Source organism: Veillonella sp. Ser01 (assembly GCF_053850375.1).
This window is the reverse complement of record NZ_JBSPUA010000001.1, coordinates 792,006-814,518: the sequence shown is the minus strand read 5'-3', so window position 1 is coordinate 814,518 and position 22,513 is coordinate 792,006. Positions and strand designations below refer to the sequence as shown.

General features: G+C 38.4%; 19 protein-coding genes. 16 read left to right on the top strand and 3 right to left on the bottom strand.

What is annotated here, in order from left to right:
* Nucleotides 1-13: 13 nt before the first annotated feature.
* From glmU to ACWTVK_RS03775, 15 genes are all read left to right on the top strand, one after another.
* Nucleotides 14-1,387: a bifunctional UDP-N-acetylglucosamine diphosphorylase/glucosamine-1-phosphate N-acetyltransferase GlmU gene (gene glmU, locus ACWTVK_RS03845; protein ID WP_456045984.1), complete on the top strand. Its 1,374-nt coding sequence runs from the start codon at nt 14-16 to the stop codon at nt 1,385-1,387.
* Between the two features lie 126 nt (nt 1,388-1,513).
* Complete coding sequence (locus ACWTVK_RS03840; protein ID WP_456045983.1) at nt 1,514-2,467, top strand: ribose-phosphate diphosphokinase; 954 nt, start codon at nt 1,514-1,516, stop codon at nt 2,465-2,467.
* A 10-nt stretch (nt 2,468-2,477) separates the two neighbouring features.
* Nucleotides 2,478-3,056, top strand: coding sequence for an aminoacyl-tRNA hydrolase (pth, locus tag ACWTVK_RS03835; RefSeq protein WP_456045982.1), 579 nt, complete (start codon nt 2,478-2,480; stop codon nt 3,054-3,056).
* Between the two features lie 57 nt (nt 3,057-3,113).
* The gene (locus ACWTVK_RS03830) at nt 3,114-4,595 is read left to right on the top strand and encodes an aminotransferase class I/II-fold pyridoxal phosphate-dependent enzyme (protein ID WP_456045981.1); all 1,482 of its coding nucleotides are present in this window, start codon (nt 3,114-3,116) and stop codon (nt 4,593-4,595) included.
* A gap of 2 nt (nt 4,596-4,597) precedes the next feature.
* Nucleotides 4,598-5,284, top strand: a complete 687-nt coding sequence (locus ACWTVK_RS03825) for a dTMP kinase (protein WP_456045980.1) — start codon at nt 4,598-4,600, stop codon at nt 5,282-5,284.
* 75 nt (nt 5,285-5,359) lie between these two features.
* On the top strand, nt 5,360-6,400 hold the full coding sequence (locus ACWTVK_RS03820; protein WP_456045979.1) for a DNA polymerase III subunit: 1,041 nt from the start codon (nt 5,360-5,362) through the stop codon (nt 6,398-6,400).
* On the top strand, nt 6,401-7,246 hold the full coding sequence (locus ACWTVK_RS03815; RefSeq protein ID WP_024064291.1) for a PSP1 domain-containing protein: 846 nt from the start codon (nt 6,401-6,403) through the stop codon (nt 7,244-7,246).
* Entirely contained in the window at nt 7,239-7,964 is a 726-nt protein-coding gene (locus ACWTVK_RS03810) for a tRNA1(Val) (adenine(37)-N6)-methyltransferase (protein ID WP_303940060.1), read from the top strand. The genes ACWTVK_RS03815 and ACWTVK_RS03810 overlap by 8 nt, the downstream gene beginning before the upstream one ends.
* Entirely contained in the window at nt 7,954-8,802 is an 849-nt protein-coding gene (rsmI, locus tag ACWTVK_RS03805) for a 16S rRNA (cytidine(1402)-2'-O)-methyltransferase (protein WP_456045978.1), read from the top strand. The genes ACWTVK_RS03810 and rsmI overlap by 11 nt, the downstream gene beginning before the upstream one ends.
* A 34-nt stretch (nt 8,803-8,836) precedes the next feature.
* Entirely contained in the window at nt 8,837-10,783 is a 1,947-nt protein-coding gene (gene metG / locus ACWTVK_RS03800) for a methionine--tRNA ligase (protein WP_456045977.1), read from the top strand.
* Entirely contained in the window at nt 10,783-11,553 is a 771-nt protein-coding gene (locus tag ACWTVK_RS03795; protein ID WP_155086899.1) for a TatD family hydrolase, read from the top strand. Before metG ends, ACWTVK_RS03795 begins: the two co-directional genes overlap by 1 nt.
* A gap of 203 nt (nt 11,554-11,756) precedes the next feature.
* Nucleotides 11,757-13,304 (top strand): exopolyphosphatase, encoded by a 1,548-nt coding sequence (ppx, locus tag ACWTVK_RS03790; RefSeq protein WP_303940064.1) that lies wholly within the window; start codon nt 11,757-11,759, stop codon nt 13,302-13,304.
* Nucleotides 13,304-14,869, top strand: coding sequence for a Ppx/GppA phosphatase family protein (locus tag ACWTVK_RS03785; RefSeq protein WP_456045976.1), 1,566 nt, complete (start codon nt 13,304-13,306; stop codon nt 14,867-14,869). The genes ppx and ACWTVK_RS03785 overlap by 1 nt, the downstream gene beginning before the upstream one ends.
* On the top strand, nt 14,859-16,973 hold the full coding sequence (ppk1, locus tag ACWTVK_RS03780; RefSeq protein WP_456045975.1) for a polyphosphate kinase 1: 2,115 nt from the start codon (nt 14,859-14,861) through the stop codon (nt 16,971-16,973). Before ACWTVK_RS03785 ends, ppk1 begins: the two co-directional genes overlap by 11 nt.
* Nucleotides 16,974-17,402: 429 nt before the next feature.
* Nucleotides 17,403-18,380: a 3D domain-containing protein gene (locus ACWTVK_RS03775; protein WP_060924812.1), complete on the top strand. Its 978-nt coding sequence runs from the start codon at nt 17,403-17,405 to the stop codon at nt 18,378-18,380.
* A 157-nt stretch (nt 18,381-18,537) separates the two neighbouring features.
* Here the strand turns inward: ACWTVK_RS03775 and msrB are convergent, their stop codons facing one another.
* The 3 genes from msrB to ACWTVK_RS03760 all read right to left on the bottom strand — a co-directional run bounded on the left by msrB (nt 18,538) and on the right by ACWTVK_RS03760 (nt 21,867).
* Nucleotides 18,538-19,476 (bottom strand): peptide-methionine (R)-S-oxide reductase MsrB, encoded by a 939-nt coding sequence (gene msrB, locus ACWTVK_RS03770; protein ID WP_456045974.1) that lies wholly within the window; start codon nt 19,474-19,476, stop codon nt 18,538-18,540.
* Complete coding sequence (locus ACWTVK_RS03765; protein WP_456045973.1) at nt 19,477-20,598, bottom strand: 5-methyltetrahydropteroyltriglutamate--homocysteine S-methyltransferase; 1,122 nt, start codon at nt 20,596-20,598, stop codon at nt 19,477-19,479.
* Between the two features lie 330 nt (nt 20,599-20,928).
* Entirely contained in the window at nt 20,929-21,867 is a 939-nt protein-coding gene (locus ACWTVK_RS03760) for a LysR family transcriptional regulator (protein WP_303940074.1), read from the bottom strand.
* A gap of 105 nt (nt 21,868-21,972) precedes the next feature.
* Here ACWTVK_RS03760 and rnmV point away from each other — a divergent pair, with 105 nt between their 5' ends.
* Nucleotides 21,973-22,500, top strand: a complete 528-nt coding sequence (gene rnmV / locus ACWTVK_RS03755; RefSeq protein ID WP_303940076.1) for a ribonuclease M5 — start codon at nt 21,973-21,975, stop codon at nt 22,498-22,500.
* Nucleotides 22,501-22,513: the final 13 nt, after the last annotated feature.

Sequence of the window (22,513 nt, the reverse complement as noted above, 5' to 3'; positions counted from 1 at the left end):
ATAGGAGATTACTATGAATATTGCAAGCCTTATTTTAGCTGCTGGTAAGGGTACGCGCATGAAATCTAAATTGCCAAAGGTATTGCATAAGGTTGGCGGCAAAGCTATGGTAGAGCGCGTTCTTGAAACAGTTCAGTCAATCGGTACAAATCGCGATGTGGTTATCGTAGGTTTTGGTGGTGATGCGGTACAAAATTATTTGGGTGATCGCGCTGAATTTGTTCGCCAAGAAGAACAAAATGGTACAGGGCATGCCGTAAAAATGGCTCAACCAGTGCTTGGCGATTATGATGGTACAATCTTATTATTGTGTGGTGATACGCCACTCGTTACAAAGAAAAGCTTAGAAGCTCTTTTAGAGGAGCATAAAAACTCTGGTGCAGCTGCTACGATTTTAACAGCACATATGCCTGACCCAACTGGTTATGGTCGTATTATTCGTAATGAAGCAGGTTCCGTAGTTCGCATCGTAGAACAAAAAGATGGTAAGCCAGAAGAGTTAGCTGTCCAAGAAGTAAATACTGGTATGTATGCTTTTGATAGCAAAAAATTATGGCCTTGCTTAGATCAATTATCTGACGATAATGCGCAAGGTGAATTGTATATCACGGATGTAGTTGGTATTCTTGTAAATGGTGGCGATACAGTAAGCGCTTATATGACTAAAGACTTTGAAGAGTCTCTAGGTGTAAACTCTCGCTTGCAATTAGCTGAAGCTGAGGCTATTTTAAAACACCGTAAAAATGTTGAATTAATGACAGCCGGTGTAACAATTATCGATCCAGCAAATATTTACGTAGCTCCAGAGGTGACAGTAGGGGCCGATACAATCTTACATCCTGGTACAATACTTGAAGGCGATACTGTAATTGGTGAGCGTTGTGAAATTGGTCCACATACTCGTTTAACAAATGTGAAAGTTGGTAACGATACGATTATCCACTTTACTTATGGTCATGACTGCGAAGTTAAAGATGGTGTAGATGTTGGTCCATATGTTCACTTACGTCCAAATACTGTACTAGGCAACAAGGTTCATGTAGGCAACTTCGTAGAGGTGAAAAATTCTAATGTTGGAGAAGGAACTAAGTTCCCTCATCTTTCCTATATCGGCGATAGCGATGTAGGGGCCGGTGTTAATATTGGTTGTGGTACGATTACTGTAAACTACGATGGTAAAGTTAAACATCGTACGACCATTGGCGATGGTGCTTTCGTAGGCTGTAATAGTAACTTAGTAGCTCCTGTAACAGTAGGTAATTATAGTTATGTAGGAGCAGGTTCTACTATTACTAAAAATGTACCAGATAAGGCGTTAGCAGTGGGCCGTAGCAAGCAAATTGTGAAAGAAAACTGGGTAACAGACGATACTTTCAAAAAGAAATAAAAAAATATTATAATTTTTTAACACAATTTGGGCAAAATAGTATACAATAAAAAGGCAATAGTGTGTATCTGTAATGGATGATTATGGATAAGTAACCAATATAGGAACAAATGAAAGGGTAACAAAATGGCATTTGAAGACGGCAAAAAACTTAAAATTTTCACAGGTAATGCGAATCCTGCATTGGCAAAGGAAATTTGTGATTATTTAGGTTTGCCTTTAGGTGAAGCATTTGTAGGTCGCTTTAATAATGGCGAAGTACAAATTATGATTGATGAAAGCGTACGTGGCAAAGATGTATTTATCATTCAACCAACTAGCTATCCTGTAAATGATAATTTAATGGAATTAATGGTTATGGCTGATGCGTTAAAACGTGCTTCTGCTCGTCATATTACAGCTGTAGTTCCTTACTACGGTTATGCTCGCCAAGACCGCAAAACTCGTGGTCGTGAACCAATTACTGCAAAATTAGTAGCAAACTTAATGCAAACTTCTGGTATTACACGTCTTGTAACAATTGACTTGCATGCAGGTCAAATTCAAGGCTTCTTCGATGTGCCAGTAGATCATTTATATGGTGCATCCATTTTAGCTAAATACATTAATGAAAAAAATCTTGAAGATGTTATTGTAGTATCTCCAGATCTTGGCGGTGTTACAAGAGCTCGTGATTTGGCTGACCGCATTGGTGCTCCAATTGCCATTATTGAAAAGAAACGTCCTGAACCAGGCGTGGCTAAGGTTATGAATTTAATCGGCGATGTGAAAGGTAAAAACTGCATCATTGTTGATGATATTGTAGATACAGCAGGTTCCCTTGTAGAAGGTGCTAAAGCATTAGAAGCGTTTGGTGCAAAATCCGTTATGGCTGCTGTTACCCATGCTGTTTTGACAGACCCAGCAAGTGAACGTATTGCAAATTCTAATATTAAAGAGCTTATCGTAACAAATACAATGCCATTACCTGAAAATTGCAAATTGCCTAATATAATGCAATTATCTGTAGCTCCATTATTGGGCGAAGCAATTATGCGTATCTTTCACGAAGTTTCAGTAAGTAATTTATTTGATAAATAATAGGTGATTTTTGAAGTTAGTAGTAGGCCTTGGTAACCCAGGCAAGCAATATGAAGCGACAAAACATAATATTGGATTTATGGTCATCGATGCCATTGCGGATAGCGTTTCTCACACTCCTTGGAGAGAGGAACAAAAGGCCGAGGTATGCAGTATTAACGTAGCTGGTGAAAAAGTATTGCTTGTAAAGCCTCAAACATTTATGAATGCAAGTGGCGAGTCCGTAGGTCCGTTGATGCGGTACTATAAGATTGATCCATCTGATGTGTATTGCATTTATGATGATATGGATTTACCGGTAGGCAAATTGCGTATTCGACCAAATGGTAGTTCTGGTGGGCATAATGGAATCAAATCGTTAATTTCTCATATAGGAACAGAAAACTTTCCTCGGTTCCGCGTAGGAATTGGACGTCCGTTACCGCAATGGACTGTTATTGACCACGTGTTAGCACCATTTAGTGAAGAAAATCAAGAGAAGGTGCAAAAGGGTATCAAGGATGCGGCAAAAGCTGTATTAGGAACCTTAGAGGTGGGCATCGACAAGGGAATGAATCAATTCAATCCTAAACGTCGGCCACATCAATAAATACATGCATAAGGGCATGAGTCTCATGGAGATTCATGCCCTTTTTACGAGGTAATTATGAGTAATCAAAAAAGAATGCCTTTTGTAGAGGCTTTAGAATCATATAAGGAACAACATTTTGTGCCTTTTCATACACCTGGTCATAAGATTGGTGTTGAAGCGCCTCAGTTACTAAAAGACTGGATGGGACCTGCTTTGCCATATGATTTAGGGGTTATGTATGCCTTAGATGACTTACATGAACCGGAAGGGGCATTAAAGGAAGCACAAGACTTAACAGCTGAGTTATATGGTGCTGATCACTGTTGGTTTTCCATCAATGGCACCACGGCCTTGATCGAAGCTATGATTATGGGGACTGTAGGTCCCGATGAAACAATCATTATTCCTCGTGAAGCGCATCGCTCTGTTATAAGCGGTTTAGTCTTATCTGGTGCAAAGCCTGTCTATATGGATTGTCAGTTTAATGAGCGATGGGGCATACCTTTAGGTGTATCTTTAGAAGATGCAGTTAGAACCATGGAGGCCCATCCAGAGGCTAAGGCGATTCTCTTAGTGTATCCAAACTATTATGGTGTAGGTGTAGATATTGTAAAGATCGTAAAAGAAGCGCATAAACGAGGGATGGTTGTTCTTGTTGATGAAGCGCACGGACCTCATTTACCATTTTCAGAAAATTTACCTGTTGAAGCCATTGCGGCAGGTGCAGACTTAGTGGCACAAAGCACGCATAAATCGGTAGGCTCTTTGACGCAAACCTCTTGGTTATTAGGCCAAGGGGATAAAATCAATCAGCGTCGCATTACGCAAATGCATCAAATGCTACAAAGCACTAGTCCCAATTACATATTCCTTGCCTCTTTAGATATGGCGCGTCATCAATTAGCCACTGAAGGTAAGGCGCTAATAAGTCGAACCGTAGAATTGAGCCTATATTTGCGTAATGAGCTCAATAAGATTTCAGGTATTACTACTATGGAATATATAGACATTCAAGAACGAGTAGTAAACTATGATTGTACAAAAGTACTAATTGATGCTAAAGCACTTGGACTGACAGGTATTGAGTTTGAACGGATGTTGAGAGATCATTGTATTGAGGTAGAGTTAGTGCAAGCGCACCATGTGTTAGTGCTCATTACTATTGGCGATACAAAAGAGTCTGTAACGTCCCTCATTCAAGCAGTACAAGCTATAAGTGATACGATATTACATACATCTAAAGTAGCTAATAGTAACGTGGTGGAGAATGCAGAAAATCTTAGTAAAGATTCTTCATTGCTACCAAAACCTATTGTGCGTGTAACACCTCGCAATGCTATGTATGCTCATCGTGAGCAGGTTCCGTTACGTGACGCATTACATCGTATTGCTGGGGAGACTATAGCTTATTATCCACCAGGGATTCCTTGTGTGGCGGTAGGTGAAGAGATTAGCTCCTCTGTGTTACAATATATAGAGAATCGGAAGGCTCTAGGGTATGTACCAAATGGGGCCGATGATATGACATTAGAAACAATCTGGGTGTTACAGGAGTAATTATGGGGACTTTAATCATATTAGAAGGCGGAGATGGTAGTGGTAAGGCTACGCAAACTAAATTATTAGTAGAACGCTTAACCAAAGAAGGGCATGCAGTTAAATCTGTAAGCTTCCCAAACTATGATAGTGGCGCTGCTATGCCTATCAAAATGTATTTAGCCGGTGAATTTGGCAAAGATGTACATGATGTAAACCCTTATGTGGCAAGCTCTATGTATGCTATCGACCGCTTTGCATCCTTTAGAACTGATTGGGAAGAGTTCTATAAGAATGGGGGGATTATCATTGCAGATCGTTATACGACGTCTAATATGGTGCACCAAATGGTAAAATACGATAACCCAAAGGAACGTACTGCATTTTTAGATTGGCTTGAAGACTTTGAATTTAAAAAGTTTGGATTGCCTACACCTGATGCGGTATGTCTATTAGATATGCCGCTTGAAGTGAGTGAAGCCTTAATGGCTGAACGTACTGGTAAAACGGGCGGTAATACAGGAGATATTCACGAAGGAAATCATCAATATTTAGTAGCTGTTCACGATGCTTATGAAGAGCTAGTAGAACGCTATCAATGGCACCGAATTCCTTGTGCCACAAAAGATGATTCTAGTCAATATGCATTGCGTACCATTGAAGAAATTCATAACGATGTATATCAAGCAGTAGTAAATCTACTACCTTAGGATAGGGCGACTCTTTTAAAAGTCGCCTTTTTCTTATATAATATTAATATTGAGCATGTATTGATAGGAGGGGCTATGACATATTTTGATTCTATAATTGGTCAAGATTCGATCAAGGCACACCTATCGGAACTTGTAAGTCGCAATGCATTGCCACATAGCCTTTTGTTTTATGGTGAAGCAGGTCTTGGTAAGCTAGATATGGCAATCGGTTTGGCATCCTTATTATTAGGACGTCAAGTATTCTCTCGACCCAAGGGAGAATCGTATTTAGCTGACGTTAAAGAAGCACGTCTTGCTAATGGTGAGACTGAAAAACGTATTGAAGCAGAAGGTTTGCCTATCTATATGGATAAGGGCGATGCCTTTTGGATTCGTCCTATGAAGACGACCTTAAAGGTGGAACAGTGGTATTCCTTATTGCAAGACCATCTGTCTGTGTCCGGGAATGGTAACCGCGTAGTTATTGTGGAGGACTTTCATACGGCTAACGCAGTCATGGCAAATGCTATGTTAAAAACCATTGAAGAACCGCCAGAACAGGTATATTTCATTATTATTACGAATAAAATTAACACCGTATTGCCGACCATCGTTTCAAGATGTATGGGCGTTGGTTTTAACAGTGTTGATGTAGATACGATTCGGAAGGCTCTCGTAGCACGAGGGGTTACCGGTGATATAGAACAAGCTCTGTTAGCTGGTCACGGCAATCCAGAATTAGTGGAGAAACTGGCCACTCAAGGTCGTATTGAGATGCTAGAGTTAGCTGTTAAGGTAATGGATATTCTGGCCTTTGAAAAACGATGGTTTTCTATGATTTCTCTAGCTTGTGAAAGTTTACCTCGTGAAAGTCTAACAGAATTGATGCATTGGTTACGTCTTGTAAGTAGAGATATGATGACTCTTAAAATGGGGGCTCAAGACGGACAATTACAAGTACCTATGTACAAAACTCAATTATTACGATTATTACCGCGCTGGTCTATGCAAGCATTGTCTCAGGTCATTACTGAAACATTGCAAGCGGAACGGGCTTTGCGTTTACATATAAAAACCGCTCTCGTGGTGGACGGTCTTAGTATCGCCCTTCATGATGCTCGGGAGGAGGATTAAATGCTAACCATAGTTGGCGTACGCTTTAAAAAGGCTGGGAAGATTTATTATTTTCTGCCTGAACAATTAGAACTATCCGTTGGTGATGGGGTTATCGTTGAAACGGCACGTGGCGTTGAATACGGTACAGTTGTGATAGGACCAAAAGAGGTCTTTGAAGATACTGTTGTAGCTCCTGTTAAGCCAGTTATTAGAAAGGCGACACCAAAGGACTTAAAACAAATTGAGAAGAATAAAGAGCGCGAAGAAAAAGCCTTTGATATTTGTCTCGAAAAAATCGAAAAACGTAAGTTACCTATGAAACTTATCAATGTGGAATACACATTTGATATGAATAAGATTATATTTTTCTTTACCGCTGATGGTCGTATTGACTTCCGTGAGCTTGTTAAGGATTTAGCAACAGTATTTAGAACGCGCATTGAGTTGCGTCAAGTCGGTGTCCGCGATGAGGCTAAGGTTTTAAATGGTATCGGCGCTTGTGGTAGACCTTTATGCTGTTCTAATTTTTTAGGTGATTTTACACCTGTTTCGATTCGTATGGCTAAGGATCAAAACTTGAGCCTAAACCCTACGAAGATTTCTGGTGTTTGTGGTCGTTTGATGTGCTGCCTCAATTACGAAGATGATTTGTATAAAAAAGGTGGCGATCTATATGTGAAGAAGGAACGCCCTCAAGCTCCTCAAGATGTGGCTCCTCCAGGTATTGGTAAGGAGGTCGTCACCGATGAAGGCATTGGTAAGGTCTTGAAGGTAAATCATCACAAGCATACTGTAAAGGTACAGCTTGAAGCAGGTCGCACCATTGATTTGAAATGGTCCGAGGTGGCATTGCCTGATGAATGATCAAGAACGACTTGATGATTTAATTATAGATGGCTTACAGCTTTATCAGCGTACTGATATGTTTCGCTTTTCCTTTGACGCTATTGCGCTCATTCACTTTTGCCATTTTAACGGTCGTCATACCTATGTTGATCTAGGCACGGGAACGGGTGTTATGCCACTCATTGGTACGTCATTAGGAGCGGGCCATATAACGGGCATTGATATAAATAAGACTATCATTGAGTTGGCTCAACGTAGTGTGGAATACAATCATAAACAAGATAAGGTAACGATATTATGTGGCGATTATCGTCATATGTCGTATCGGGATGTACAAGACAAGCCTTTTGATGGTGTTATTGTAAATCCTCCTTTTTATGATTATGAAAGCGGTGCAAAGCCCACTTCTGATGAAAGAGCGGTAGCTCTTCATGATAAACATACATCGTTACAAGAAGTTTTGAACGCTGTACAGTCCTTTATCAAGTGTAAAGGTCGTTTGTGGATGATTTATAGTGCTAGTCGCTTACAATATGTGCTGCATGAACTGGAAATAGCTAACTTTCAAGCTAAGCGAATTCGCTTTATTCACGGTATGATAGATAAACCTGCGAAACTTGTACTAATAGAGGCTCTCTATCAAGGTCAGGCTGGTCTTGTGTTAGAGCCACCACTAATCGTTTATGAGAAGCCTAATGTGTACACAAAGGAGGTGTCCTCTTGGTATGAACGATAACGAATGGGGCATCTTATATTTAGTGCCTACACCAATAGGTAATTTAGAAGATATGACCTATCGGGCAGTTCGTATCTTAGGTGAAGTAGATGCTATCGCTGCCGAAGATACGCGCCATACAGGCATATTATTAAAACATTTTGACATTAAGAAGCCTTTGATTTCTTATCATGAACATAATAAGGAGGAAAAAGGTGCTTATATTATTGAGCTTTTATTAGAGGGACAGTCTATTGCTTGCGTTAGTGATGCAGGTATGCCGGCTATATCTGATCCAGGGGCTGACCTAGTAACAAAAGCTATTGAAGAAGGTATAACGGTGGTACCACTGCCAGGTGCTAATGCGGCATTAACAGCGCTTATTGCATCAGGCTTAGATACTAAATCCTTTGCTTTTGCCGGATTCTTACCTAAACGGGGCAAACATCGGATTGAAGAACTACGGCGACTTTCACAAGTAACGGGAACGTTGATGTTTTATGAAGCACCTCATCGTTTGCAAGAAGTCTTACAAGATATGTATGAAGCCTTTGGCAATCGATCTATCACGGTGGCAAGGGAATTGACAAAGAAGTTTGAAACCTTTGTACGCACCGATTTAGAGAGCCTTGTAAATGATTTGGAACAACTCACGTATAAAGGGGAATTCGTCCTCATTGTAGGTGGTGCTGATACAGTAGAGTCTGATACTAGTGAAGTTTCGGATGAACCAGTATCGTATGTAGATGCTGTACAAGACCTTGTAGAAACAGGGGTACCTAAAAAAGAAGCAATTCGCCAGGTGGCAAAGCGATTTAACGTTTCCCGCCGGGATGTATATAATATTGTAGAACGTTAAACCTTCCCATTCGAAGGTTAGAAGGAGGCTCATCATGGGAGACACAAAAAAAACGTATTATATTACGACACCAATTTATTATCCAAGTGCTAAGTTGCACATTGGTCATACGTACTGTACATCTGTAGCCGATACGATTGCTCGTTTCAAACGCTTAGCTGGTTATGATGTACGATTCTTGACTGGTTCTGATGAACATGGTCAAAAAATTCAACGCGCTGCGGAAGCGCAAGGTATTACACCTTTAGAATACACGACTAATATCGTAAATGGTTTCAAAGCCTTATGGGAAAAGATGCATATTTCCAATGATGACTTTATTCGTACTACTGATGAACGCCATGAGAAGGTAGTACAAGAGCTCTTCACAAAAGCTTATGAAAAAGGCGATATATACAAGGCTGAATATGAAGGTTGGTACTGTACACCATGCGAAACATTCTGGACTGAGCAAAAACTTGGTGAAAACCATACTTGCCCAGATTGCGGTCGCCCTGTAGAGAAGGTTAAAGAGGAAAGCTATTTCTTTAAACTCGGTAAATATACAGATCAATGGTTGAAATTCATCGAAGAGAACCCTGATTTCATTCAACCTGAATCTCGTCGTAATGAAATGATCCAATTCGTAAAACAAGGTCTTGAAGACTTGGCTGTTTCTCGTACATCCTTTGACTGGGGGATCAAGGTGCCATTCGATCCTAAACATGTTGTGTATGTTTGGTTCGATGCATTAGTAAACTATATTAGTGCACTCTCTCCATTTGATGGGGATGGTGAATTATACAAAAAATACTGGCCAGCAGATCTCCATTTAGTAGGTAAAGAAATCGTTCGTTTCCATACTATTATTTGGCCTATGATGCTCATGAGCCTTGAGTTGCCATTACCTAAAAAGGTATTTGGTCACGGCTGGATGATCGTTGACGGCACAAAGATGAGTAAATCTTTGGGAAATGTTATCGACCCAATACCATTGATTGATACCTATGGTGCAGATTCCTTGCGTTATTACTTATTAAGTGAAATTACGCTTGGCAATGATGGTAACTTCACATTGCCTAATTTCGTTACAAAGATCAATGCTGACTTATCTAACGACTTAGGTAACTTATTGAATCGTACCATTGCTATGATTGAAAAATACCATGGCGGTGTGATTACAAAATGTGATGATATGGATGATTTGGATCGTGATGTTTCCACATTGGCTGTTCAAACGGCAAAAGATTTTGAAGCGGCCATGGAAAACATGGAGCTTAATAAAGCGATTAAATCCGTATGGGCATTTATTGGTCGCATGAATAAATACATTGATGAAACAATGCCTTGGGTATTGGCTAAATCAGAAGATGCTCATGATAAAGCTCGTCTTCAATCCGCTATGTATCACTTAGCGGAAGCCTTGCGCATCATCGCTATCTTAGTAAGCCCTGTTATCCCTGTAGGTGCTCCGAAAATCTGGGATCAATTAGGTATTCCTGGTTTTGGTGAAGCTACATTAGAAGATGCTAAAACTTGGGGCGCATTGCCAACAGGTACAAAGGTTGTAAAAGGCGATCCTATCTATCCACGTTTTGAAATTCCGGAAATGGTAGAAGTGGTTGCTAAAGAGGAAGTTGAAAACTCTGTAGACACATCTAATATTCCACCATTGAAAGAAAATATTACGTACGATGACTTCGAAAAACTTGATCTTCGAGTAGCAAAAGTTGTAAGCTGTGAAAAGGTTCCTAAGTCCAAGAAATTATTGAAGTTTGTATTGGATATCGGCATTGAAGAGCGCACAGTATTAAGTGGTATTTCTCAATATTACGAACCAGAAACTATGGTTGGCAAAAAGGTAATTTACTTGTCTAACTTGGCTCCTAAGAAGATGATGGGCATCGAGTCTTATGGCATGATTTTGTCTGCATCTGATTGGGAAGAACATTTAGAAGTAACAAATATCGAATCATTACCAGCAGGAAGTGTGGTTAAATAATGAAACTCTTTGATACACATGCTCATGTGAATGACGGTCGTTTTGATAATGACCGCGATGAGATGTTACAAGCCTGCTTTGATGCTGGCGTAGAATACATTATGATTCCAGGGGTAGATAGAGGTACTGTTGAATCAGGACTAGCTTTAGCAAAACAGTATGATCGTTTATATGCTGCTGTAGGCACACATCCTCATGAGTCAAAAGATTTTACAGAAGAAGACTACGAGTTCTATAAGGATCAAGCCCTTAACAACGATAAGGTCCGCGCTATCGGTGAAATCGGATTAGATTATTATTATGATTTTTCTGACCGTGAAACACAGAAACGGGTATTCATTCGTCAATTAGAACTCGCTCGTGAAGTAGATTTACCAATCATCATTCATGATCGCGATGCACATGGCGATATTATGAATATCTTACGCAATGAAGGTAAGGATAACTGGGGGATTTTTCACTGCTATTCTGGCAGTTGGGAAATGGCAAAAGAAGCTATTAAATTAGGATTCTACATTTCCTTTGCTGGTCCTGTTGTATTTCCTAAGTCTACTAATCTTAAGGAAGTAGCTCGTCAAGTACCCTTAGATAGAATACTTATTGAAACAGATTCACCATATTTGACGCCACCTCCATTTAGAGGTCGCCGCAACGATCCTAGTAAGACTCAATTTGTAGCAGAAGAGATTGCAAGTCTTAAAGGCATTGATGTTGATGAGTTTTCAGAGATTGCCTATAATAATGGTAAACATGTATTTGGTATTAAATAACTTGAATGCTCGTAATCATGTATGTTAGTAAATAATATTGGTCAGATTCTAAGAGCTTCAGTATTAGATATTACAAAATACACCAAGTATAACTAGAATAATAAATTATAAAACGCGATTCTCCCTTTGCGGTGAGAATCGCGTTTTTCTATGGTATACTTAAGTATATTCATACTGAACTATAGTAAGTCGAGGTTAGTAGCATGAAACGTATTGCATTTATAGATTTAGGATCCAACTCCGTTCGTTTTGTCATTTATGAGATTTCTAAGACCGGTAGTTATCGACTCATATATCAAGAGAAAGAAAGCGTCCGCTTAAGTGAAAATATGTGGGGCACTCATGAGTTAACTAAAGAGGCAATGGAGCGTTCTTTACGCGCATTAAAAGGCTTTGTTCACATGGCGGATGCTATGGGGGTAGATACCATAAAAGCTGTTGCTACGGCTGCAGTACGTCTAGCTAAAAATGGAGATGCTTTTATTAAAGCTGTAAAAGAACGAACTGGTCTTAATTTAGAATGTATTGCTGGTGAAGAAGAGGCTCGCCTTGGGTTCCTTGGGGTTATTAATACGATTGGGCTCAAAGATTTTATTATCTTTGACTTAGGTGGTGCTAGTACAGAGGTAACGCTAGTAAAAAATCGACATATCGTGAAAGCTGTTAGCTTACCTATAGGGGCTCTAACTTTAACAGGAACCTATCAAAAAGGTGATGAGTATACTCCTAAAGAACTAGAAAAGATGACGAAGGCCGTAAAGAAAACCATTAAGGAACATACGTGGCTTCAAAATATAAAACTACCTCTATTAGGTATAGGTGGTACAGCTCGTAATATTGCTAAAATAGATCAACGTAAGCTATCATATCCTATTACGAAACTACATAATTATGAACTACCATATCATAGATTTCACGAAATCTTGGAAGATGTAAAAGGTAAATCCTTAGAGGCTCGTAAAAAAATTAGTGGTTTATCATCGGACCGTGCAGATATTATCATTGCAGGGCTTACTATAGTGGATGAACTATTTAACTATGTAAATACTAAGACACTCGTTGTGGGCGGTTGCGGTTTACGGGAAGGTTTGTTTTATGATTATTATGGAGAGAATTATTTAGGTGGAAATTCAATTATCGACGATATTTTAGTCCACTCTGCAGAAAATGTGCTGCTAAGTATGACAAAGCATGAGCTAGTGCATGCTAAGTATATTACGAAATTAGCTACCACTTTGTATGATGCATTAGAGCCACTTCATAAGGCGGATAAGAATTTTAGACGATGCTTAATCGCAGCGGGATTATTGCATGATATAGGCAAACGTGTTAACTATTATAGTCATGCCCGCCATGGTTGTTACATGTTAGTTAATAGTAATTTATATGGTATTTCCCATGTGGAACAAGCTTTTAGTGCATTTTTAGTGATGAACTCTCATGGATTGACGCCAAAGGAATATAAAAATTTCTTATATGGTAAATTATTAGATCAAGAGCAACGCTTATTAGGGCAAAAACTTTCCATTATTTTAGCCATAGCAGAGGCTCTTGATGAAAGTCATGAACAATTTATTAAGCGGTTAGAGGTAAATATTAAATATACGAGTGTAGTTATAAAGGTATTTTACCTAGAGGGTCGCGATGTAAGTGTCACAAAAACTGCTGTAGAAAAGCTTTCAAAATCTTTCAAAAAGGAATTTGAGAAAACATTAGAAATAGAGTGGCATGAATCTCGTAAGGAGGCATAATGGCATTACCAAAAGCATTACGATATGCGGTGTTACATGTGGGCTCCAGTAGCATGAGCATTACCATATTAGAATATAAAGGCATAGACGACGTACGTGTTATCGATTATGCAGCGCGAGAAGTAACCTTTGGGGAAGAATTATTTCAAACCTCTCGGTTGAGTTTTAAAACAATTGAAGAAATCTGTCATATTTTAAAAGGATATAAACAATTAATGGCCGATTATGGCGTGACTCGTTCCAAACTATATGGTACGACAGTAATACGTGAGGCTACTAATCGTCGTAGTATTTTAGACCAAATTTATATTCAAACAGGGATGCGTGTTGAGGTCATCGATATGCCGAAAGAGGTATATTACAAATACGCCTTGCTATATTACAAGATGACACATCAATACCATCTGACTAATCCTACAAAGGCTACATTATTCTTAGATATTACATCTGGTGGGGTCGGTTTAACAGTTTGGCGAGGTGAAAGCTTACTGTTCCAACGCAATATGCATAGTGGTTCCTTACGTGTTATGGAGTCATTTAATCGAAATCAACGATCTTCTATATCATTTCCAAGGGCTATTACGGAATATTTACATCGTATGATTGGACCACTCCGTGAAGAACTACAAACCTTTAATATTGATAGTATTGTCTTATCTGGTGACGAAGCGCAATATATGACTCATTTAATGGGACAAGAAAATAATAAAGAAGATATCATTACTGTTGAGCCAGAACGATTTAAAGGTCTTATTAATTCTTTTGATGGTGTAACTGCAACAAAGTTGATGAACCGTTATAAATTACCTGAATATAAGGCTAATATTTTAATGCCTACCATGATTTTATTTAATGAAATTATTACGGCTATAGGGCCGAAATCATTAATTTTTAGTAGCTTTTCATTCTCTCAAGGCATTAGTTGGTTCTATGGGGTAGAGTCAGAGAATAATCCATTTATGTATCAGTTGCGGGAGCAAAATGCACAGTTAGCCCGTGCTGTGGCCGCAAGATATCATACAGACCGTATTCATGATGCGGAGGTAGAAAAGTTTAGCGCTTTATTCTGTGATGCTTTACGCCATAAAGGCTTACCAGAACGATGGGGATATTTATGTAGTATAGCTGCCATTCTTTGCTCGGTTGGCAAGTTTGTAAATTTACGAAATCATGGAGAGCATGCGTATCATATCGTAATGGGAACCGATATATTTGGGCTTTCAGAAGAAGAAAAACAAGTAGTAGCTAATGTTGTATATTACCACTACAAGGGAACTCCAAATGATGACGATGCGTATTTCAATGCATTAACAGAATTACAAAAAATTCAGGTTACAAAGCTAGTAGCAATTATTCGTGTTGCTTGTGCACTCGATGCGGGGAGCAATCAAAAAATCTCCGATGTAACAGTGGAAGAAAGAGATAATGTACTATATGTATTCTGTCGTACTAATGAGGATATCTCCTTAGAATGGTGGACCTTTAATCGAGATTCTGAATACTTTACAGAGGTATTTGGTATGGAAATCGTACTAGTAAGGGGAGGGGATTGTCATGTTCAATAATGCAAAGTATTATTTTAATCGTGAATTGTCTTGGTTAAAGTTTAATCAGCGCGTCCTATTAGAGTCTATTGATACAAATACTCCTTTATTAGAACGACTCCGATTTATTGCCATTGCCAGCTCTAATTTAGATGAGTTCTTTATGATTCGCGTAGCTGGTTTACGTCATCAAGTTGTGAATGGCATTGTTAAGTACGATGCTGCTCATATGGATGCCAAGGCACAATTAAAGGCTATTGATGAATCTGTACAACGTCTAGTATCGATGCAAAGTACGTATTTGAACAACGTACTGACTGAGCTTGAATCATATGGTTTCTATTTTATTAAACCTGATCAGTTAGATGTAAAATCAAAAGCTTGGTTACGTCATTACTTTGAGGAACATATCTATCCTGTTGTAACGCCATTAGCCGTTGACTCTGGTCATCCATTCCCATTTTTAACAAATCATACCATCAATGCTATTGTGCGTATCTTTCAAATACAACCAGATGGTACTAAGGATTATAAGATTGCTATCTTGCCAATTCCATCTGTACTCGATCGTATTATTGAAATCCCAAGTCGAGGGTATAAGGAACATCGATTCGTTTACCTAGAGGATGTCATTACATATTACGCAAATCAGTTTTTCCAAGGTTATGGCATTGAAGATTATATGGTGTTTCGAATTACTCGTGATGCAGATTTAGAAATCGATGAAGAAGAAGCCACGGATTTGCTATCGGAAGTAGAGGCATCTTTGCGTCGTCGCCGTCGTGGTGATGCGGTACGATTAGAGGTGTGTGGTGAGGTAAAGGATAATTTATTAGACTTTGTGCTTACCAGTGTTGAATTAGAACCAAAGGATGTATACCGTATAGATGGTCATCTTGATTGTCGTATGTACTTTAATTTCTGTAACTATCCAGGCCTTGACCAGCTTCGTTATGTACCATTTGAACCTAAACTACCTAGTGAATTAGTTAATCATGAAGGTGAAAGTCTATTTTCTGTTATTGGAAAGCAAGACCTTTTCGTCCACCATCCGTTTGAGTCTTTTGCTGTAGTAGAACAATTTATTGCACAAGCAGCTACAGATCCAGATGTGCTCGCTATTAAACAAACCTTGTATCGCGTAAGTGGGGATTCTCCAATTATTGCATCCTTGATTAAGGCTGCGGATAATGGCAAGCAAGTAACCGTACTTATGGAGGTTAAAGCACGCTTTGATGAAGAGAATAATATCCATATGGCACGCCGCTTAGAAAAGGCAGGTTGTCATGTAATTTATGGTTTGAAAGGTCTTAAAACTCATTCTAAGATTACCATGGTTGTGCGCCGAGAGGATGCAGGTATTAGACGTTACGTTCATTTAGCTACAGGTAACTATAATGGTAAGACGGCTCGAATGTATACGGACTGTGGCATATTTACGTGTAACGATGAATATGGCGATGATGCATCTCGTTTCTTTAACTTAATTTCTGGCTATTCCGATCCTCCAATTTGGAATAAATTTATTGTCGCCCCTTTAAATTTGCGGGAAAAAATAATGGAATTAATTGACCGTGAAATAGAATTCGCTAAACAAGGTGAAGAAGCATATATTATTGGTAAAATGAATTCCTTGCTTGATAAAGAAGTTATTGCTAAATTATATGAAGCCTCTGCTGCAGGTGTTCGCATAGATCTTATAGTTCGTGGTATTTGTACACTAAGACCTGGTATTGCCGGTGTCAGCGATAATATAACGGTACGTTCAGTGGTAGGACGGTTCTTGGAACATCATCGTCTATTTTATTTCCGAAATGGGGGAAATGAAAGTCTATTCTTATCTAGTGCAGACTGGATGCCAAGAAATTTAAATGAACGTGTAGAACTTATGATTCCTATTGAAGATAAACAACATAAGGAGCGCGTTAAAGATATATTGGATTTATATTTAGAAGATACCTTAAAAGCTCATATTATGAGAGCCGATGGTTCATATCGTAAAATTAATGATCGAGAACATCCGATTTCTGCTCAAGAAGAACTTATGAAAGAGGCTATTGCCCATGAGCATAAGGAGTCAATGACCGTAATTGAGCGTTTACAACCAATGTTTAAGATGAATTAATAATGAAATTCACACGTAGTGTTGAATGATGAATTTTAATACATTTTCATAATAGTGAAAAAGCCTGTTTTTACAGGCTTTTTTACATGTATATATTTTTTAAAATGAGATAAAAATGAAGTTTTGCGATGTGTAGAAAAAATTGGTAACAATTCAAAAACACATAAAAATACAATTTATATTATAAAAAAAACTAACATACTATATATAGTAGTGGTATCGTATATATGTACACAATTCGGAATATATTGTATAGTATTTAAAAATATCGATATGTACGTATGCAGTGGACTTTTATAAAAAATATAGAAAATAAAATAACTTAAAACCCAGCATTTACAAGTGTTTATATCATATTGTTAACCTACGGCGTTTGACAGGTTATATCTATCTGTAGTAGAATAATTACATTACAGGAGGGATTACAATATGAGAATTCATAAGACACACAAACGATATATTTCGTCTGTTGTTGCAGGATTGATTGTAACAGCTGTAACTATGACAGGTTTTTCTTATAATGATAAAACCGTAACCGTTATGGTAGATGGTGCAGCACACACTGTTAGAACACATTTAAATTCTAACGAAGGTATCGTACGCGATGCTGGGGTTAAATTAAATCCAAATGATAAAGTTATTTCCAGCTCAGCATCTGTTCAAAATGGTACAACATTAACTGTTGTACGTGCCATTCCAGTTTATGTAACTGTTAATGGTAAGACTAGAGCTGTTTTCACTACAGAAACAACTGCACAAGGCGTTGCTAATGAACTTGGTTTTAAAATGCCTAACTATGCCGTAGTAGGTGATGCAAATGGTTCTGTATTAAGTGGCACACATATTACAATTGCACAAGTAACAAGCCGCTCCTTGTCCACAGTAGATCAAGAAATTGCTATTCAAGTAATTCGACAAAAAGATGATACAATGGCACAAGGTGAAGAAGAGGTTGTTCAAGTTGGCCAACCTGGTTTAGAGCGAGTGCAACGTGAAACATTATATAGTAATGGTACGGTTATTAAAACAAATGACGTATCTAAAGTAACACAACGCGAAATGGTACCTACTATTATTAAAGAAGGTACTCGTGAAGTGACTACATCTCGTAATATAGCTGGTCGCTCATCTCGTGCTATTGTAATGGAAGCTTCTGCTTACCTTGCTGGCGATGGTGATGGCGCTGGTATTACAGCTACTGGTGTACCTGCAGTACGTGGTATTGCAGCTGTTGACCCAGATGTTATTCCATTAGGCACACGTTTATTTATTCCTGGTTACGGTGAAGCTATTGCAGCCGATACAGGTGGTGCTATTGTGGGTAATAAAATCGACCTTGTAATGGACTCTTATGGTGAGGCTATGGACTTTGGTCGCCAAGACGTTACAGTATACGTATTGGACTAATATAATAATTTAGAGGATATATCTAATAGATATATTCTCTTTTTATTTGGTTTATATAGTTACCGTCTACTTAGTAAATATATATCATAATATATTATATTTAGTAAGCAATCATTATGTATACTAAAAGGACGCCTTATGATTAAGGCGTCTTTTTTTAGTCTTCAATATATGGAATTAGATATTCGTATTTTGTACCTTTTAATTCATCTTTCGGGATAAATCGTAAAGCAGATCCATTGATACAGTATCGAAGCGATCCATTTGGACCATCTTCAAATACATGACCTAAATGGGCGTTACCAATGCGGCTACGCACTTCGATACGATTCATACCATGTGAGTCATCTTGATAGTATTTTATGACATCCTTAGCGATTGGTTTCGTGAAGCTAGGCCAACCACAGTGAGATTCGAATTTATGAGCAGAAACAAAAAGGGGTTCTCCCGTAGTGATATCTACGTAAAGGCCTGCTTTGAATTCATCAGTTAGCTCATGGCTGAAAGGCGCATCTGTAGCAGAGTTTTGTGTAACTTCGAACTCTTGCGGAGATAAAGCCTTGAGCTCTTCCTCGGAAGGCTTATTATAGGCGTTGTCATCTACAAGTGGTTCATTGGATAGGCCTAGTGGAATATGACAATAGCCATTAGGATTTTTATCTAAGTAATTTTGGTGATATTCCTCGGCAGCGTAGTAGTTTGATAGAGGTAATACTTCAATGGCAAATGGCTTACCTTCGAAGGATTGGGCACGTGCTAATGTACTTTCAATAATAGGCTTGTCCGCTGTATCGGTATAGTAGATACCAGTTCGATATTGAATACCTACGTCACCACCTTGTTTATTAACACTGAATGGATCAATGGCGCGTAAAAAGTATTGAATTAAGTGGTCTAAGGAGAGTACGTCCGCATCGTATGTAACTTTTAGAGCTTCTACGTGACCACTATCATGACAGACATCTTCATAACTTGGATTTTCCGTAGGGCCATTAGCATAGCCTACTTCAGTGGAAATGACGCCAGAGATTTTTCTGATATACCCTTGAAGGCCCCAGAAACAACCGCCACCTAAATATATAGTATGTTCATTCATTTAATCACCCCAAACTTCGTGAGCTATTTCTTTAACTAATGCAAGTTTAGCCCATTGTTCTTCTTCAGTCAATTGATTGCCGATTTCACAAGATGCGAAGCCGCATTGAGGGGATAGGCAAAGTCTATCGAGAGGAATATATTTGGTAGCTTCTTTGATTCGTTCTTTGATAACTTCTTTATCTTCTAATTCAGGGCGTTTGGATGTAACCAAGCCTAATACAACCTTTTTATTAGGGGACACTTCGCGCAATGGCTCAAAGCCACCGGAGCGGTCATCGTCGAATTCTAAGTAGTACGCATCTACATTTTCTTTAGCAAATAGAATTGGTGCGACTGGTTCATAACCGCCACTAGCAGCCCAAGTAGAGTTGTAATTACCACGGCATACATGAGTTGTGAATGCTAGATCATGAGGTCGGCCTTCTAAGGCTAAATTATTAATGCGTAAATATTTGGCTGTTTCTCCTTCAATAGTTACACTTTTATCTTTTTGGCGACCAGTCCAGTAAGCGTGGTCACAGCACATACCCCAAGTGCAATCGTCAAATTGAATGTTGCGGCAACCTGCCTCGTAGAGGTCTTTAATAACTTGACGATATGCAGCAGCAATATCTTGAATTAACTCTTCTAAGTCAGGATAGAAGGAACGTGTTGTAATACCATTATCTTCGCGGAATAATTCAGCTAAGAATTGAGATGGAGCAGGAATAGTTTGACGAGCTGTAGTATGTTCGTCTTCAAACTGTTTTACAAATTTGAAATGCTCTACAAATGGATGGTTAGTGCCTGTAATTTTACCAGTAAGGGCGAGAGAACCAGGCGCTGTTTCTTGACCATGGAATTTATAACCGTGTTCAAGTTCAATTTCCTTTACGCCATTGAATCCCCACATGAAATCTAGATGCCAATAGGCACGGCGGAATTCACCATCAGTAATAACAGGAAGGCCTGCAGCTTTTTGTTTTTGAATGAGGTCCGTAATGAGACGATCTTCTACAGCTGTTAGTTCTTCCTTAGAAATATTTCCTTTTGTAAAAGCTTCACGAGCTTCTTTTAATTCTGCTGGGCGTAGGAAAGAACCTACGATATCAAAATGGAATGGTGCTAATTGTTTGGACATATATAATCCTCCTTATATTAAACGGTATAACCGATAGATTCGATAGGTTTATTATAACTAAGTATGAGTATATATAAAAATATCAATATATTAATGTTGTACATAGCTTTTAGTTATATCTGTGCATTATTTTTTGGATTTAGTTATATCAAAATGTGATGTTAATTTATAGTATCTACTTTGTTGTAAAGTACCCAATGCTTTGAAAGGGTTAATTTATCGTGTTGAGTTTTATGGATATGCAAAAAAGCACTCCAAATAGGAGTGCTTTTACTTGCAGTTAAACTATTATGAAGAGTCATTTAAACTATCATCAAATATAATACGATATTATTCCTTTGTTTTAGGTAATTTAATGTGTTTACCATAGTTACCTACATATTGTTCTAACGCTTGGATATATTCTTGCCCTAAACGGCTACGATGCATTTTATTATTTGTAATGTAACCGATATGCATTAAACCTTCCTCTGCAAGAGGCACGGAAATGATATTTTCACCGTTTACTTCCTCATCTATTACGCCACTAGATACGGTATATCCATCTAGACCAAGCAATAAACTGAAGAGGGAAGCCCGATCGCGTACCCGAATATGTTTTGGACGGACAACGGTACTAAAAATCTCTTCAGAGAAATAGAAGGAATTGTGATCGCCTTGTTCGAAAGAAATATAAGGATATTCCTCAAGTTCATCCATAGACACTACATCCTTATTTGCTAATGGATGATTTTTGCCAATAAAAATATGAGGATGAGCAGTGAATAATTCTGTAAAGGTTAATTCATTAGTGTGAATCAATTTTTCTAATACAGGGCGATTGAAATCATTATAATAGAGTAAACCAATTTCGCTCTTCATATGAGCTACGTCATCGATGATTTCATAGGTTTGTGTTTCTCGTAAGGATACATCATATTGATCAATGTCTGCACCTTTTAAAAGCTCTACAAAGGCATTTACTGCAAAGGAGTAATGTTGTGTAGAAACAGAAAATTGCTTTTTACCACCGCTTTGGCTTTTGTATTGTTCTTCCAATAATGCAGCTTGTTCTAGTACTTGGCGCGCATAGCCGAGGAAACGTTCCCCTTCCTTAGAAACAGTAATCCCTTTATTGGTGCGGTCAAAAATGGTAATACCCATTTCCTTTTCTAATTCTTTAATAGCCTTTGTAAGGCTAGGTTGAGATACAAACAATCTCTTAGCAGCCTCACTAATACTGCCTATATTTGCAATTGTTGTGACATACTTTAGTTGTTGTAAGGTCATAATTGGCCTCCTTTTATATATTACACTATTTATACTACTCGATTATAAGTATTTAAGCAATGTTATATATGTGTTACAATGTACTAATAGAATAAAGGAGGACCTATGCTCAAACAAGTCATCGTGGTAGAAGGAAAATCTGATATACAACGTATTGCACAAGCTGTGGAAGCGGATTGCATTGCGACAGAGGGTTTCACACTCCGTAAAGGTGTTATTGATATGATTCGCGTAGCCTATGAAAAAAGAGGTATTATCATATTAACAGATCCTGATACAGCAGGGGAAAGAATTCGTCGTGTATTAACAAAAAAATTCCCTAATGCTCAGCATGCTTTTGTTCCTCGTGATGAAGCTTTTGCGAATGATGATATTGGCATAGAACAAGCATCGCCTGAATCCATTAGAAAGGCACTATCTACTTTACATGTAGAATCTTTGGAATCATCCAACGAATTTTCGATGGTGGATCTAGTTCGGCATGGGCTTTCAGGTATGCCAGATAGTGCTTCTCGCCGTGCGATTATTGGTGCTAAGTTAGGTATTGGTTATGGCAATGGCAAGCAGTTCTTATATCGCTTAAATCATTATGGTATAAGTCGAGATGCTTTTGAAGAGGCTGTGAATAGTTAAAATAGGAGTTAAG

What these genes read in the sequence shown, in the direction of transcription:
- ACWTVK_RS03765 (WP_456045973.1), bottom strand. Translation starts at nt 20,598, where the DNA reads ATGTCCAAACAATTAGCACCATTCCATTTTGATATCGTAGGTTCTTTC.
- rnmV (WP_303940076.1), top strand. Translation starts at nt 21,973, where the DNA reads ATGCTCAAACAAGTCATCGTGGTAGAAGGAAAATCTGATATACAACGT.
- ACWTVK_RS03820 (WP_456045979.1), top strand. Translation starts at nt 5,360, where the DNA reads ATGACATATTTTGATTCTATAATTGGTCAAGATTCGATCAAGGCACAC.
- ACWTVK_RS03785 (WP_456045976.1), top strand. Translation starts at nt 13,304, where the DNA reads ATGGCATTACCAAAAGCATTACGATATGCGGTGTTACATGTGGGCTCC.
- ACWTVK_RS03795 (WP_155086899.1), top strand. Translation starts at nt 10,783, where the DNA reads ATGAAACTCTTTGATACACATGCTCATGTGAATGACGGTCGTTTTGAT.
- ACWTVK_RS03760 (WP_303940074.1), bottom strand. Translation starts at nt 21,867, where the DNA reads ATGACCTTACAACAACTAAAGTATGTCACAACAATTGCAAATATAGGC.
- ACWTVK_RS03815 (WP_024064291.1), top strand. Translation starts at nt 6,401, where the DNA reads ATGCTAACCATAGTTGGCGTACGCTTTAAAAAGGCTGGGAAGATTTAT.
- glmU (WP_456045984.1), top strand. Translation starts at nt 14, where the DNA reads ATGAATATTGCAAGCCTTATTTTAGCTGCTGGTAAGGGTACGCGCATG.
- ACWTVK_RS03810 (WP_303940060.1), top strand. Translation starts at nt 7,239, where the DNA reads ATGAATGATCAAGAACGACTTGATGATTTAATTATAGATGGCTTACAG.
- ACWTVK_RS03775 (WP_060924812.1), top strand. Translation starts at nt 17,403, where the DNA reads ATGAGAATTCATAAGACACACAAACGATATATTTCGTCTGTTGTTGCA.
- ppx (WP_303940064.1), top strand. Translation starts at nt 11,757, where the DNA reads ATGAAACGTATTGCATTTATAGATTTAGGATCCAACTCCGTTCGTTTT.
- ACWTVK_RS03830 (WP_456045981.1), top strand. Translation starts at nt 3,114, where the DNA reads ATGAGTAATCAAAAAAGAATGCCTTTTGTAGAGGCTTTAGAATCATAT.
- ACWTVK_RS03825 (WP_456045980.1), top strand. Translation starts at nt 4,598, where the DNA reads ATGGGGACTTTAATCATATTAGAAGGCGGAGATGGTAGTGGTAAGGCT.
- ACWTVK_RS03840 (WP_456045983.1), top strand. Translation starts at nt 1,514, where the DNA reads ATGGCATTTGAAGACGGCAAAAAACTTAAAATTTTCACAGGTAATGCG.
- msrB (WP_456045974.1), bottom strand. Translation starts at nt 19,476, where the DNA reads ATGAATGAACATACTATATATTTAGGTGGCGGTTGTTTCTGGGGCCTT.
- ppk1 (WP_456045975.1), top strand. Translation starts at nt 14,859, where the DNA reads ATGTTCAATAATGCAAAGTATTATTTTAATCGTGAATTGTCTTGGTTA.
- rsmI (WP_456045978.1), top strand. Translation starts at nt 7,954, where the DNA reads ATGAACGATAACGAATGGGGCATCTTATATTTAGTGCCTACACCAATA.
- metG (WP_456045977.1), top strand. Translation starts at nt 8,837, where the DNA reads ATGGGAGACACAAAAAAAACGTATTATATTACGACACCAATTTATTAT.